Here is a 12,720-nt window from a genome sequence, read left to right as displayed (position 1 = left end):
ATGGCTTGCTAAAAAGATAAACTTTAATTACAAAGGGACATTTTAACTTTAATGATTCAATTGCCTTGGCATATTGAAACTAGGACATACCAATGGAAATATGGAAGTTGCTGCTGTTTATTCCAGCGTGCTTTGCGCTGAACATGACGCCTGGCCCAAATAATCTTTTGTCTATGAATAATGCCCGTTGCTATGGCTTTAAAGCTGCATTTATCGCAGGGTTAGGCAGAATCGTTGCTTTCTCTGGCATGATTGCGTTGGCGGCGTCTGGCTTGGCCGTCGTTCTTTATACTTCTGAGACCTTGTTCTTTTTTATCAAGCTGTTTGGCGCAATGTATCTATTGTGGATCGCGTTTAATTTATGGCGTTCTCAAGCTAGCCCTATCGTAGGCATCGAACGCAATAAAAACTGGTTTGGTCTAGCTAAACAAGAGTTCGCCCTTGCGGCTGGTAACCCCAAAGCGATACTCATCTTTACCGCATTTCTGCCTCAATTCGTTGATGTTTCAGCCAATGTAAACACACAATTCTTCATTCTAGGTGTCACATTCCTAGTGCTAGAGCTGCTCGCGATATCTATCTACGCTGCCTTTGGTTTATATCTCAGAAATTGGTTCTCCAAGCCGCAAATGGCGAAGCGTTTCAACAAAGCGTGCTCGGTTTTTCTTGCTCTATCCGGTGCTAATCTGCTGGTAAGTAGACAGTAACGAATTAGGGCTGAAAGTAATATGGTAAGTACAGAAATCCTCTCTCATTGGCCAGAAACCAAACCCCATATGTCCTTAGCTGAAGTTACTCTTGGGGCAAACAACTCGGTATATAAGGTTGAATCCACGCCAGCTTTCTTTTTGAGGAAGTACCGGGCTCATGATGCCAGCCGTATAATGAATGAGCATAAACTGCTGTTCTTTTTATCTCAAAAAGTACCCACTGTCGTTTCGCCTTGCCTCACTTTACATGGCCAAAGCTTTGTTGAGGTTAATGGCGAATACTATGCGTTGTTTCCAGAGGCTCATGGTTCGTTGATTGAAAAGCATGCTTTGACAGACAAGCATGCATTCGAAGCCGGTATAACCCTTGCTAAGCTTCATCGTCAGTTGAGTCTCTACCCTCGAAATGTAATGCAAAACGAGATATTTCCAGTTATTCAACTGTCATGGGATAGAGATCAATGGCTACAGCGTCTTGATAAGATCATTGTTGCTATCGAAGCAAAAGGGGAGCAAAACGTTGAGGATGCTTGGGCGCTGCGAAGGTCTATGCAGCAACGTTGTTTTTTAGCAAGTGACCACAGTGTCCATTCTTATCAGACCAAAACCGAGCGAGTACTGATTCACGGCGACTTCCATCATTATAATCTCTTCTTTGACAATCGTTCTAAGGTGAGTGGTATTATTGATTGGGACTTGGTTCAATACATGCCACCTGCCTACGAAATAGCCCGAGCTTGCATGTACATGTTTGATATGGATGTGAAGAAGTCGGTCGAATTTGTTAGCGGTTACTTGTCCATTAATGATCTTTCAAAAGCGAGTATCATTGATGGCGTCTGTGCTTGGGGCATTTTTGCTGACCACCATATTTGGGCGTTGGAAGAGGTGTATTTAAAACAGAACTTAGCCGCACGTAAATTCATACCTCATAAGAACTTTTTGCCTTTCGCTCAGCAATGGTCATTGATAGAGGCGCGCTTGGTAAATAAGCGATAAAGGTAGGGCGTTTCATTGTATTTTCAGGGAGCTCCAATGAGTAACAAAGACCTATCTAAAATGGGTTCGGCTAAGGTCACTCTTGTAAATCGTAACGGCGTACCTTGTATTCGAAAGCAAGGGGCGGGTGAGGTTGAGATTTCTTTTTACCAACATGCTGCGCAGCATTTATCTGGTGTTCATAGCCCTACATTGTTGGCAGTGGAAGGAGATACTCTGTTCATCGAGCACATTCCTCACTCTTTAACACTAAATGAGCTTCAAACGACTTCTGAGGTGTATCAGCAACTATCTCGTATTCATCAGTCTCAATATTTGCCAAGTTTTGCAGTGAAAGAGCATAGATGGAGTACCTGTGACACTGAAGCTGCGCTCATGTCTCTGACTTTACCTCAAGTGACTCAAGACAGTTTATTGCGTATTCAGCAGTTTAGTGATGCTTTGTTTAACCATAACACCTTGATCTCTGGTGATGCGAACGAAGGAAATTGGGGCAGAAGAGACAACGGTGAGCTCGTGTTATTTGATTGGGAGCGTTTTGGTTATGGCAGCCCAGCTATCGATTTGGCACCGCTCGTTTCTCGGATGGGCACTTTGTCTGACTATGAGTTTATTGTTGACCAGTACCTGCCTCATAACAATCTGATTTTCCGAGAAGATTTAATAAGGCAATTGATCATCGCGAAAAGCTGGATCGTTGTCGAAGTCACGAATATATTAGTCTCGCGTAACAACCCTGAAGCTTCGAAATACATCAACTGGTTTAGAGAGCAATTACCAACTTGGTTAGCTAGTGTGGAAGGTCAGCTGTAATAAGGTTGGAGTCAAATCTATAAAGGTCTATCTATGAATATTGTCTGTGCGGAAAAACAGGAACTGGCTGAAATTTACCAGCTTGAACATGCTTTGTTTGGTGACCATGCCTATCCGCAATTTTTTATTCGTCAGGCATTTGATTGTTGGGGGAAAGGCTTATTAGTTGCTAGGCAAGACTCAAAGATTGCGGGCTATGCCTTAACGACAACCACGGACACGCAGAATGAGTTTTGGGTCCTATCATTAGCGGTAGACCCGAACTATCGTGGTATGGGAATTGGCCGTAAACTGATGCAACAGGCGGTTGAGCAGCAGCCCCGAGATGCTAAGCTTTTGCTCACTGTAGATCCAAATAACACATCCGCTTGCGCGCTCTACGCATCAATGGGATTTTCTACGATCAAACAAGAAGAAAACTACTTTGGTGATGATGAGCCGAGGTTAGTGATGCAGCTCATCATCAAGGTTGTTGCTAACGGTTTTCAATCAAATGCTCATATTTCTAGGGCAGTCTAGTAGCTCTAGGTCAGCATCACGATACCGTGCATTAGCACGACACTAGAGGTGAGCCGAGTTCTCATATCAAAGTAGCCGTCGGGACCTTGACTTTGGTTCTCTTCTCTCATCGTCCTTTCAGCTCGCCAAACCGCAATATATCCAAGGATAAGAATAAGAGTTGTCACCAGCTCTTGTTGTTCGCCAAGCAATACGGCCAGCCAAGCGACGAGCACAATCGCGTTACTTAGTAGTAGCGCTTTGTTGCTTGATTGGCTTTCAAAGTTCTCGATGCCATTTGCCCACAAAATCCCAGAAAGAAAGCTCAAAATAGCCACGCTGTAGGTGATGAAGAGCGTTTCACCGCTTATCCCCATAAATTGGCTGTCGGTGAGCGAAAGGAGAAGACCAAATAAAAATGGAATTAACCCCATGTACCCCAGTTTGGCCATGGTGTTACGGGTTTGAGTTGTTGCCATATAACCCGCCCTCATAGCTGCTGCTCAATCGCATTTTTGAGCGTAGCGCTCACTGGTGATGTGGAACTAGGGAAGGTGGCGACGACTTTACCTTCTTTACTGATCAGGAATTTGTAAAAGTTCCATTTAGGCGTTACGCCTGCTTGCTGTTGTATCTCTGCAAACACGGGATTGGCGTTGCTACCAGACAGTGAAGCTCGCGCCATCATAGGGAAGGTCACGCCATAGTCTAGGTAACAAACTTTTGCCGTCTTCTCTTCGCTTCCCTTGTCTTGGCGAAAATCATTACTTGGGAAACCGATCACGGTGAAGTCTTGGTCTTTGTAGGTTTGATGAAGTTGTTCGAGCTGCTCAAACTGCGGAGTGAAGCCACATTGGCTAGCGGTGTTTACCACCAATAGAGTTTTGCCTTGAAACTCATCGCACAGCGCAATTTCTTCGGTCGAATTTAATAACCTCTGTTTACCATTGAGTATCTCGGGACAGCTCGCTGCAAACGCGATGGAGCTTGTGAGGCTTGTAATCAATATGGTTGAGCAAAGTAGTGAACATTTCATAGGGTTGGCTCATTTTAGTTGGCGTAATGGTTATTACTCTTGAGCACGATGAAATGATCACTTTGCGTATTATTTACCGTCTCTTTAACTCGCGCTTTTAGTTGTACATTTGTTCTCTGAGATAAGATATGGAGTGACCAAGCGACTGATATTCACTTTCGCGCCGAGGCGAGCGGCGAGTAAATACATACCTCCGATCTTCCGGTGTAAGAACAGCGCATCGGCGGGAGGGGTGTGCCAATACTCTTGTTCCATGCTCAAAATGGTTCCAGCTTCACGAAGCCTTTGTGCTAATCCACTTGCTTTGAAGTCGTACTCTTCGTCTACCAACATCGGCTCACAAGCCATCTTCACTAGGTTTAGAATCGCTTGACGTTGTTCGGGAAGAATTGTTTCGCTAAAGAATCCAATCTGCTCTAATGCTTGATTGAGGCCTTGCTCATCGTTGTTAATGACAGAGGAAAAGGCCAAACGATAACCCTCGCTGAAGCGGTCACTGTACTCACGGGTTGCTCCGAAATCTAACAAACCAATTTGTCGGGTGTTTTCAACGTATAGGTAGTTGGCGAAATTGGGGTCGGTTTGCACCATCTTAAAGTCGAACAACTCTCTGAATAGGAGCTCAAGCAAGCTGTGCATTACAAAGTCACGGGTGCTTTGGTCGTAACTTTCTATTTGTTCTATTGAGACGCCCTCAATGAAGTCCATGGCGAGCACGGATTCTGAAGAGACTTGCGGATGGATCTGAGGCACGACGAAGTGTGAGTGTTCTTTTAATGCATTGTAATAACGGGTCGCATAGTCAGCCTCGCGAGCATAGTCCGCTTCATCATGGAGCTGTTTTTTTGCTTCCTCTAACAAACCTTTGTAGTCGACCGATTTTGGTATCAGACCAACAATGTTGAGCAGTGTGCCGACGTTGTCTACATCACTGTCGATGCTTTTTCGAATGCCTGGATATTGAACTTTGACGGCGAGCTTGTCCCCGGCATCGCTGTACGCTTGATGAACTTGTCCTATAGATGCACTGGCAATTGGTTTGAAGTTAAAGGAAAGGAATTCGGTTTTCCATTGGTTCCCAAGCGAGCTCTCTAAGACTTGATTGAGCTGCTTTGTTGGAAGTGGGTCAGCGTCTGAGCGCAGGCGAGAAAGAATGTCGGCTAACTCCGGTTCTAAGACATCCCCCGCATCCATTGAAAGCATCTGTCCCAGCTTCATTGCAGCGCCACGTAGGTGTGCAAGTTGGTCGGTCAGGTGAGCAATGTTCTGTGGCGTTAACAACAAGTCTTTTGCCTTGGGCCTGTTGCCCTGTGCGATTTGCTTGGTGCCTTCTGTTAGCACGTTACCTGCGACTCTTGTCGCTAGCGAGGCGAACTTGCTAAATCTAGAAAGTCGATGAGTGGGAAGGTTTCTCTCTTTTGCCGACATAAAAGTTCTCTCTGGGAATCAGGGTTGATACTAATCTTAGTAAATTACTGTTCACGCTAGTTTGTTAAAAATATCGATAACATCGTTAGATTTTTTGATTGTAGAATAACTACTTACTGTGATTGGTATGACTGCAAAGTTCTGTGAATCATTACACAACCTCATGTATTGTTGTGATAACTTGTCGCCTGAATCAGTAACTCGATTGAAAAGGACAAAGCATGAAGTTTATTTGGTTGAAAGTCGCTCTTACCGTATTAGTATTTGCTGCACTGTTTGGCATCGTTTACTACAAAGTCGCCAGTGGTATGTCTTAACTCGATACTATTTGGTACAGCTGTTTTCGTTGCAACGTGATTTTCCGGTTAACCAGAATGAGATCTTATATCGATTCTTGGCAAACCTTATGTAGCACCAGTCTGCAATCGGCTTAAATATGGCCCAACGCAATGGCGCATAAAGCCAACCTTTTCCTACTAGGTTCCATGCTTGGTAGGTCACATCTAACCCAAGTAGTAGCCTTCCGTTTTCATCAAGAGCATGCAGCACGGTGTTAGCCGCATTCGCATCAATCTGAGGGTAGCTTGCAAACGCTTCACTATAGATGTCGATGGTCTGAATCTTGTTTTTAGTATCGTACTTAGCGAGCGAAGCCATCTCTTTTGCACACAGAGGACACGTTCCATCATAAAATATCGTTAATTCAGTCATTGATTTCTTTACTATTTTTGCCATTTTCAAACTATACGCGAATGTTGATTAGGTGGATCATTCTGCCCACATATCCGACACTGTCAGTGTGACGACTGTTTTACGATATCATCTAGAGGTAACATCCGTTCCATGCAATTAGAAATTAAGAGTCGAATTTACATGACAACCAAGCTAATTAATCGCTTAATCATCACCTGTATCGCGCTCATCTTGAGTGGTTGTGTCAGCTACAGCATTACCGAACAAGAGATGACAGAATATCTTGCTGATTCAGTCATGCTTGAACAAGAAGTAGGTGTACAAAGCGTGATGTATGCGCAAGTCGCGGTCGATGATCTACAAGTGAAAATTGGTCGAGCAGATGAACAGCGAGTGTCAGTGTTAGCGAACACCAATGCAAAAGTTCAAGTGTTCAATATGCCGAATATGGGGTTAGACCTAGATTTAGAATTCAGCGCGATTCCTGAATATGATAAGGAAAGCGGTGAAGTGTACCTCAAGTCATTGCGTCTAGAGCGATTTGAAGAGAAGGAGCAACAGTTATCTCCTGAGATTGAAAAGCTGCTCAAGCCTGCGGTATCGATGATCGGTTTTGCTTTGTCTCAATCTCCCGTATACAAACTGGATAGCAACAAGGTTCAAGAGTCGTTGATCAAGTCATCAGAACCGAATCTGGTAATCCGAGATAACAAACTGGTCATTGAGCTGTTTGATTAATCCCACATACATAAGTTTCTACTAAGTTATCACACATATTGGCTGCCTATTGGGCGGCCATTTTTCTTTCTATCGAGCTGGTATATCAACTTCACCATTCAGGCCATTTATTGAATTAGCCGCGTATCTCACCTTTACTTTACTCTTGTGAGCAGGTCATCGCTTCAGTCATCAAATCATAAGAAAGAAAAGGTGAACGAACTATGAAGAGTCCAGTAATTGCGGATAACAAACCCGTCAAAGTAGAGCTGACGAAGGGAGAGGAGTATTACTTCTGTACCTGTGGGAAATCGAAAAGCCAACCGTTTTGTGACGGTTCTCATGCCGGTACGGGATTCAAACCGAAAAGCTTTGTTGCCGAAGAGGACGGTGATGCTTACCTCTGCCGTTGCAAGTATTCTAACAACCTTCCTTTTTGCGATGGCACTCATAAACAGTTCACTGCGGAGCAAGTTGGGCAAGAAGGCCCTGAAGTTCACATTCAAGCGGCAGCCCCTGATTTATCTCCTGCGGCAACCGCAACCAAAGAAGAGCCTACCGTGGAGTTTATTCATCAGTTAGCGCGTGATGGTTTGTCCAAAGTAGGACATCATGGGCCGATGACTTCTATGGGTGTACCTAGGCACCTCTTGCCTCACTGGGATGACATTCAAGTCATGGTAGCGCAAATGGCCACCAAGCCTTTATTGGAAAACGTGCCAGTAGAAACGGAACTGATTATTGGCCCTAACGCCAGAAAACCATTGAAGCTCAATATTCCTCTGTTTGTATCGGACATGAGTTTTGGGTCGCTATCTGAGGAGGCGAAAGTGTCTTTGGCGACAGGAGCTGAACTTGCAGGAACCGGAATATGCTCTGGGGAAGGTGGCATGTTACCCGAGGAACAGGCCGCCAATTCTCGTTACTTTTATGAGCTAGCCAGTGCTCAGTTTGGTTACGATGAAGCCAAGCTCAAAAACGTTCAAGCCTTCCATTTTAAAGGTGGGCAAGGCGCAAAAACCGGAACGGGCGGGCATCTACCTGGTGTGAAGAATATCGGTAAGATCGCGGAAGTACGTGGTATTGAAGCGGGCACTGCGGCGATTTCTCCTCCTACTTTTAAAGATCTAAAAACCGCAGCGGATTTCAAGAAATTCGCCGACCGAGTTCGAGAAGTGACGGGCGGTATCCCAATTGGCTTTAAACTAAGTGCTAACCATATCGAAGAAGATATTCAGTTTGCATTGGATGCCAGTGCCGATTACATCATTTTAGACGGTCGAGGCGGCGGTACTGGCGCAGCACCAGAAATGTTCCGAGACCATATCAGTGTGCCAACAATTCCAGCTTTGGCTCGTGCTAGAGCCTACCTTGATAAACAAGGTGTCAGTGACCGAGTTACATTGATCATCACGGGTGGTTTACGTGTGCCGATGGACTTTGTAAAAGCGATGGCGCTTGGCGCAGATGGTGTCGCTATCTCAAACAGCGCTATGCAGTCGATAGGGTGTGTGGCGGCGAGAATGTGTAACACTAATAATTGCCCGGCGGGTATTGCGACTCAAAAGGCCGATCTACGCCAGCGTTTAAATGTCGAGAAAGCGTCGAATCAGCTTAAAAACTTCTTCGAGGCGTCGACAGAGTTAATGCAAGTGATGGCGAGAGCGTGTGGGCATGATCACCTGAATCAATTCAACCCTCACGATTTGGCTACATGGAATCGTGAGATGGCAGAACTATCGGGCGTTGCCTATTCTGGTGTTAGTCCACTCAATCCACTCAAGTAAACAGCAAATCGATAAAGCACATTCACTGGATTTGTGAGTGTGCTTGTTTTCTCCATTAAATTATCAACCTATTCCAATTCATTTACACATTACAAATCATTGCTTTATAAGCACTCTTAAATTATTTCCTGTTTTTTGAAAATATCGCTTTACCTCAAGTTAACTTGAGGTTTTATCATCCTTCCCAATCTAAAAAAACAAACCATCACCTTGTTACTTTCTAAGGGCTGCAAGCTCAGTAGAGGGCAATCATGAGGTGATAAAAAAATCAGGGGTTAGGTATGGAACAGAGTCAAATCAGCGAATATTTTTCAAGGATCGGCTTATCTCAACCAAGCGACATCACAATCGATAGCTTAAAGGCGATTCATCAACATCAACATAGAAGTATCCCTTTTGAAAACTTTGATGTGATTCATGGACTACCGATTCAGCTCACAGCAGACGCACTGCATGAGAAGTTAGTGGTTAATCAGCGGGGAGGTTATTGCCAAGAACTTAATGGGTTGTTGTTGAATATGTTAACTCGTATGGGCTTTGAAGCGAGAGCTTTACTGGGGCGAGTACATCTAGCGGGAGAGCCGACAGGGCGTAGCCATCGAGTGACATTGGTGACGATTGATGACAAGCAGTGGCTAGTGGATGCGGGTTTTGGCACCTTCACGCCACGTGCGCCATTGTTGCTAGAAACCGGTGTAGAACAGTCTAATGACTTGCAAACTTTTCGTTTTATCGAAGATGAACGATATGGCTTCTTACTGCAGATAAAGCAGGGTGAAGAGTGGATGAAGGTATACAGCCTAGACATGACGTATGTGGGTGCCAACGACCTAGAGTCGAGCAACTTCTTCACTTCAAACAGTCCGAAATCCATTTTTACATCAAACTGTATTGCGGCACTGCCGATTGAAGGTGGGATTGTCACGCTGCTTAACCAGAAAATTAAAATTAGCAAAGATGGCTCAACCGAGGAATGGCTACTTGAAGACGAGCCTACGTACCTTGCTGCATTACAAGCGTACTTTGGTTTAGCGCCAAATGTGCCTTTTCAAACTTTAGAGAAATGTTTCTAACCAAATTTAAGGAGCAACAATGAAAGTATTAGCAATTGGCGCAACCAACAGTAAAGCATCGATTAACCAACAATTGGCAGCGTACACCGCAAGCTTAGTTGAGGGCGCGCAAGTAGAGGTGCTCGATCTTAATGATTTCGAGATGCCTATTTACAGTGAAGACAGAGAAAAAGAGTCTGGCGTTCATCAACACGCGCAGCGCTTTTTTAGCAAGATTGGTGAAGCAGATGCTGTGGTCATCTCTTTTGCCGAGTACAACGGCTCATACACCGCAGCCTTTAAGAATGTGTTTGATTGGGCATCGCGCATCGACATGAAAGTGTACCAAGGCAAACCTGTTGTGATGCTCTCCACATCACCAGGCCCAGGCGGCGCAAGCTCTGTGTTGTCGTCTGCGGTAAATTCTGCACCTTATTTTGATGCTGATGTGAAGGGGTCGATGTCGGTGCCAAGTTTCTACGACAACTTCGATATGGAGACGGGCGAGATGACCAACCTAGAGATAATTGACAACCTTAAGATGATCATGAAAAAAATCTAGGAGCATATTGGTCACAAGACTCAAACAGCCTTCCTTGATGGCTGTTTTTGCGTTTTAAGCCCTGCTGTTATTATGTGAAAACCTAAAGGTAACTCAAGAACCTCAACTTAAACTTAAGATCAACTTTAGCTATACTGCTCTGTGGATTTGAATAGCTAAATAACATGAACAGGGAAAGTGATAGAGCATGAAAAACATCGTGTATTTAACGATTGGTCAACTCTCGGAACGTAGTGGAGTCGCACCGTCGGCACTGCGCTTTTACGAAACCAAAGGTTTGATAGCTTCTATTCGAACTAATGGTAATCAGCGCCGTTATCAATCAGCGATGCTGAGACGGATTGCCCTGATTCAAGTCGCTCAGTCGATAGGTTTCACGCTAGAAGAGATCACCGAAGAGCTGTCTAGCTTGCCGATGAACCACACCGCAACCAAGCGCGATTGGGAGCGAGTGGCAAAGAAATGGCAAGGGCAACTCGACAGTAAGATGGCACAGATCCGTTCATTACAAGAAAACCTCACAGGCTGTATTGGCTGCGGCTGCCTGAGCATGCAAAAGTGCCATCTATTGAACCCAGAAGATATTCTCCATGACCAAGGGCAGGGTGCTCAGCGTATTGTTGATTAGCCTCCATTTCGTCTGAACATCGAACTCAATTCTATATGTGTTATCACTTGATAGAGCTGTGGTGGTAAGGGGTATCTCGTCTAGACAAAGCGGAATTAAGGGTCTAGTTTAGGTGGTTCTTTCAATAAAAGAAGAGGTTAGTTATGTTCAGCCATGTTTTTCTCGGTACCGAAGATATTGAACGCGCGAAGGCTTTTTATGACCCAATCATGAAAGTGCTCGGCTACAGTGAAGGTTCCGTTGACCCTAAAGGGCGCTGTGTTTACGTTAGCCAAACTGGTGTATTAGGTTTAACCAAACCGATTGATGGTCAGCCTGCAACGCACGGCAATGGTATGACGATCGGCTTCCTAGCATCTTCTCCTGAACTGGTGGATGAATGGCATCGAGTTGGCGTCGAAAATGGCGGCACCAGTATTGAAAACGGGCCTGGTGAGAGAGGGTCGGATGAACGCCGACTTTACATGGCGTATTTGCGAGATCCTGATGGAAACAAGATCTGTGCAACTCACTTTATGCCTTAGTTCATGATATGCCTCAGTTCGTTTTATGCCACTGTGGCGTATAATTAAGTCATCTTAGTGGTTCAAACCAAACAGGCTATTGCAAAGGATTGGCGAGATGACTTCAAACGAACTATTTTATGAGAGCTTTGAGCGTTGCCGGATTGATCAAGCGTTTTTAGAGTCATTCTTGGCCGACTTTTGCCAACATAACCCTAGGTTTTCAGAACGCTTTGAGAAAGTAGGATTGGAGCAACAAACTAAGATGCTCAAGGCTTCCATCATCCTCATCTACAATTCTGCTGGATTACCCAGTGTGCGTAATTCCGTAAAGCGACTCGGAAAGCAGCACAAAGATTTAGGAATGGATATCTCTGAGCAAGAGCTTAATGAGTGGTTTAAATCATTGCTCAATACGGTTAAGAAATACGATCCTCACTACAATGAGCAAGTCGAACAAGCATGGACAGAAACCCTCGATGTTGGCCTTAAAATCATGAAGCAAGAGTGCGTGGTCCCAAGCTCTGTAAACAGCTAGATTCTTGATTAGTTATTCTCTGTTTTGCTTATTCGCTATTTAAAAATGGCAAGAGCTCGGCATAGCAGATAACACCATTATTATCTTCACGGCTGATAATGGTCCTGAAATCATGACATGGCCTGATGGTGGCATGACGCCATACCATGGAGAAAAAGGTACAACGTGGGAAGGTGGTGTTCGTGCTCCGGCTCTAGTAAGTTGGCCGGGAAAAATTCCTGCGGGTAGTGTCGGCAACGGCATTTTTGATGGTATGGACTGGTTACCAACGCTTGTTGCAGCAGCTGGTGGCCCAGCGGATCTGAAAGAGAAAATGCTCAAAGGTTACGATGGCTTTAAAGCACACCTCGATGGCTATAACCAAGTCGATATGCTGACTGAAAAAGGCGAATCGAATCGTAAAGAGATTTACTACTACGAGCGTGACAAGCTACAAGCGGTTCGAGTTGGTGATTGGAAGGCACACTTCGTAGTTCAGAATCATGGTTGGAGTGGTCCGAAAGAAGAGCTTAATGCACCGTTATTGTTTAACTTGCGACGTGACCCTTATGAGCGAGCAGCAGAAGAGTCAGGTATGTACTTGAAATGGATGGGGCAGAAGATGTGGGCATTTGGCCCTGCTCAAGCAGCGGTACAGCAACATCTAGCGACTTTCAAAGAGTGGCCACCTAAAACGCCAGAAACTCAGCCCGACAATACTGGTGGCGTGGGCAACTAATGGAAATAGCATAATAAAAATCCCGCTCTGTATGAGCG

General features: G+C 44.8%; 15 protein-coding genes and 1 pseudogene. 12 read left to right on the top strand and 4 right to left on the bottom strand.

Going from position 1 to position 12,720, the window contains the following annotated elements; all coding sequences use genetic code 11:
- The first annotated feature begins 92 nt into the window (after nucleotides 1-92).
- The 4 genes from BCT81_RS12940 to BCT81_RS12925 are packed head-to-tail and all read left to right on the top strand — an operon-like array spanning nucleotide 93 to nucleotide 3,041.
- Nucleotides 93-707, top strand: a complete 615-nt coding sequence (locus BCT81_RS12940; protein ID WP_102424677.1) for a LysE family translocator — start codon at nucleotides 93-95, stop codon at nucleotides 705-707.
- A gap of 21 nt (nucleotides 708-728) precedes the next feature.
- Nucleotides 729-1,709, top strand: coding sequence for a phosphotransferase (locus BCT81_RS12935; RefSeq protein ID WP_102424676.1), 981 nt, complete (start codon nucleotides 729-731; stop codon nucleotides 1,707-1,709).
- A gap of 36 nt (nucleotides 1,710-1,745) precedes the next feature.
- Nucleotides 1,746-2,522 carry a phosphotransferase gene (locus BCT81_RS12930; RefSeq protein ID WP_102424675.1) on the top strand — a complete coding sequence of 259 codons (777 nt, stop codon included), beginning with the start codon at nucleotides 1,746-1,748 and terminating at the stop codon, nucleotides 2,520-2,522.
- Between the two features lie 33 nt (nucleotides 2,523-2,555).
- The gene (locus BCT81_RS12925; protein ID WP_102424674.1) at nucleotides 2,556-3,041 is read left to right on the top strand and encodes an N-acetyltransferase; all 486 of its coding nucleotides are present in this window, start codon (nucleotides 2,556-2,558) and stop codon (nucleotides 3,039-3,041) included.
- Nucleotides 3,042-3,046: 5 nt separating this feature from the next.
- Here BCT81_RS12925 and BCT81_RS12920 read toward each other — a convergent pair whose 3' ends face one another.
- The 4 genes from BCT81_RS12920 to BCT81_RS12905 form a co-directional block, all read right to left on the bottom strand.
- On the bottom strand, nucleotides 3,047-3,514 hold the full coding sequence (locus BCT81_RS12920) for a DUF3429 domain-containing protein (RefSeq protein ID WP_102424673.1): 468 nt from the start codon (nucleotides 3,512-3,514) through the stop codon (nucleotides 3,047-3,049).
- Nucleotides 3,511-4,056: a glutathione peroxidase gene (locus BCT81_RS12915; protein WP_102424672.1), complete on the bottom strand. Its 546-nt coding sequence runs from the start codon at nucleotides 4,054-4,056 to the stop codon at nucleotides 3,511-3,513. The genes BCT81_RS12920 and BCT81_RS12915 overlap by 4 nt, the downstream gene beginning before the upstream one ends.
- Nucleotides 4,057-4,140: 84 nt before the next feature.
- A complete protein-coding gene (locus BCT81_RS12910; RefSeq protein WP_102424671.1) occupies nucleotides 4,141-5,484 on the bottom strand; it encodes an AarF/ABC1/UbiB kinase family protein in 1,344 nt (447 codons plus the stop codon).
- A 324-nt stretch (nucleotides 5,485-5,808) separates the two neighbouring features.
- Nucleotides 5,809-6,195 (bottom strand): DUF393 domain-containing protein, encoded by a 387-nt coding sequence (locus tag BCT81_RS12905; RefSeq protein WP_102424670.1) that lies wholly within the window; start codon nucleotides 6,193-6,195, stop codon nucleotides 5,809-5,811.
- Nucleotides 6,196-6,357: 162 nt separating this feature from the next.
- On the opposite strand from BCT81_RS12905, the gene BCT81_RS12900 reads away from it, so the two are divergent.
- From BCT81_RS12900 to BCT81_RS12865, 8 genes and pseudogenes are all read left to right on the top strand, one after another.
- The gene (locus BCT81_RS12900) at nucleotides 6,358-6,915 is read left to right on the top strand and encodes a DUF1439 domain-containing protein (RefSeq protein ID WP_004739985.1); all 558 of its coding nucleotides are present in this window, start codon (nucleotides 6,358-6,360) and stop codon (nucleotides 6,913-6,915) included.
- A gap of 203 nt (nucleotides 6,916-7,118) precedes the next feature.
- Nucleotides 7,119-8,681 carry a glutamate synthase-related protein gene (locus BCT81_RS12895; protein WP_102424669.1) on the top strand — a complete coding sequence of 521 codons (1,563 nt, stop codon included), beginning with the start codon at nucleotides 7,119-7,121 and terminating at the stop codon, nucleotides 8,679-8,681.
- A gap of 281 nt (nucleotides 8,682-8,962) precedes the next feature.
- Nucleotides 8,963-9,754, top strand: a complete 792-nt coding sequence (locus BCT81_RS12890) for an arylamine N-acetyltransferase (protein ID WP_102424668.1) — start codon at nucleotides 8,963-8,965, stop codon at nucleotides 9,752-9,754.
- Between the two features lie 19 nt (nucleotides 9,755-9,773).
- Nucleotides 9,774-10,295: an NAD(P)H-dependent oxidoreductase gene (locus BCT81_RS12885; RefSeq protein WP_102424667.1), complete on the top strand. Its 522-nt coding sequence runs from the start codon at nucleotides 9,774-9,776 to the stop codon at nucleotides 10,293-10,295.
- Nucleotides 10,296-10,482: 187 nt separating this feature from the next.
- Entirely contained in the window at nucleotides 10,483-10,923 is a 441-nt protein-coding gene (soxR, locus tag BCT81_RS12880) for a redox-sensitive transcriptional activator SoxR (RefSeq protein WP_008220909.1), read from the top strand.
- 143 nt (nucleotides 10,924-11,066) lie between these two features.
- Entirely contained in the window at nucleotides 11,067-11,447 is a 381-nt protein-coding gene (locus tag BCT81_RS12875) for a VOC family protein (protein ID WP_102424666.1), read from the top strand.
- Between the two features lie 97 nt (nucleotides 11,448-11,544).
- Nucleotides 11,545-11,964: a globin gene (locus tag BCT81_RS12870; RefSeq protein WP_102424665.1), complete on the top strand. Its 420-nt coding sequence runs from the start codon at nucleotides 11,545-11,547 to the stop codon at nucleotides 11,962-11,964.
- Nucleotides 11,965-12,013: 49 nt separating this feature from the next.
- Nucleotides 12,014-12,682 (top strand): annotated as a pseudogene (locus BCT81_RS12865) (sulfatase-like hydrolase/transferase); the annotation flags it as partial.
- Nucleotides 12,683-12,720 lie beyond the last annotated feature (38 nt).

It is taken from the genome of Vibrio sp. 10N.261.52.A1, assembly GCF_002876325.1.
GTDB lineage: Bacteria > Pseudomonadota > Gammaproteobacteria > Enterobacterales > Vibrionaceae > Vibrio > Vibrio chagasii.
The sequence above is the reverse complement of the archived record's forward strand: the minus strand, read 5'-3'. Positions and strand labels throughout refer to the sequence as shown.

Excerpts from the sequence above, each read along its gene's own strand:
- BCT81_RS12900 (WP_004739985.1), top strand. The coding sequence starts at position 6,358 with ATGACAACCAAGCTAATTAATCGCTTAATCATCACCTGTATCGCGCTC.
- BCT81_RS12935 (WP_102424676.1), top strand. The coding sequence starts at position 729 with ATGGTAAGTACAGAAATCCTCTCTCATTGGCCAGAAACCAAACCCCAT.
- BCT81_RS12885 (WP_102424667.1), top strand. The coding sequence starts at position 9,774 with ATGAAAGTATTAGCAATTGGCGCAACCAACAGTAAAGCATCGATTAAC.
- soxR (WP_008220909.1), top strand. The coding sequence starts at position 10,483 with ATGAAAAACATCGTGTATTTAACGATTGGTCAACTCTCGGAACGTAGT.
- BCT81_RS12895 (WP_102424669.1), top strand. The coding sequence starts at position 7,119 with ATGAAGAGTCCAGTAATTGCGGATAACAAACCCGTCAAAGTAGAGCTG.
- BCT81_RS12940 (WP_102424677.1), top strand. The coding sequence starts at position 93 with ATGGAAATATGGAAGTTGCTGCTGTTTATTCCAGCGTGCTTTGCGCTG.
- BCT81_RS12925 (WP_102424674.1), top strand. The coding sequence starts at position 2,556 with ATGAATATTGTCTGTGCGGAAAAACAGGAACTGGCTGAAATTTACCAG.
- BCT81_RS12890 (WP_102424668.1), top strand. The coding sequence starts at position 8,963 with ATGGAACAGAGTCAAATCAGCGAATATTTTTCAAGGATCGGCTTATCT.
- BCT81_RS12930 (WP_102424675.1), top strand. The coding sequence starts at position 1,746 with ATGAGTAACAAAGACCTATCTAAAATGGGTTCGGCTAAGGTCACTCTT.
- BCT81_RS12910 (WP_102424671.1), bottom strand. The coding sequence starts at position 5,484 with ATGTCGGCAAAAGAGAGAAACCTTCCCACTCATCGACTTTCTAGATTT.
- BCT81_RS12875 (WP_102424666.1), top strand. The coding sequence starts at position 11,067 with ATGTTCAGCCATGTTTTTCTCGGTACCGAAGATATTGAACGCGCGAAG.
- BCT81_RS12905 (WP_102424670.1), bottom strand. The coding sequence starts at position 6,195 with ATGACTGAATTAACGATATTTTATGATGGAACGTGTCCTCTGTGTGCA.
- BCT81_RS12920 (WP_102424673.1), bottom strand. The coding sequence starts at position 3,514 with ATGAGGGCGGGTTATATGGCAACAACTCAAACCCGTAACACCATGGCC.
- BCT81_RS12915 (WP_102424672.1), bottom strand. The coding sequence starts at position 4,056 with ATGAAATGTTCACTACTTTGCTCAACCATATTGATTACAAGCCTCACA.
- BCT81_RS12870 (WP_102424665.1), top strand. The coding sequence starts at position 11,545 with ATGACTTCAAACGAACTATTTTATGAGAGCTTTGAGCGTTGCCGGATT.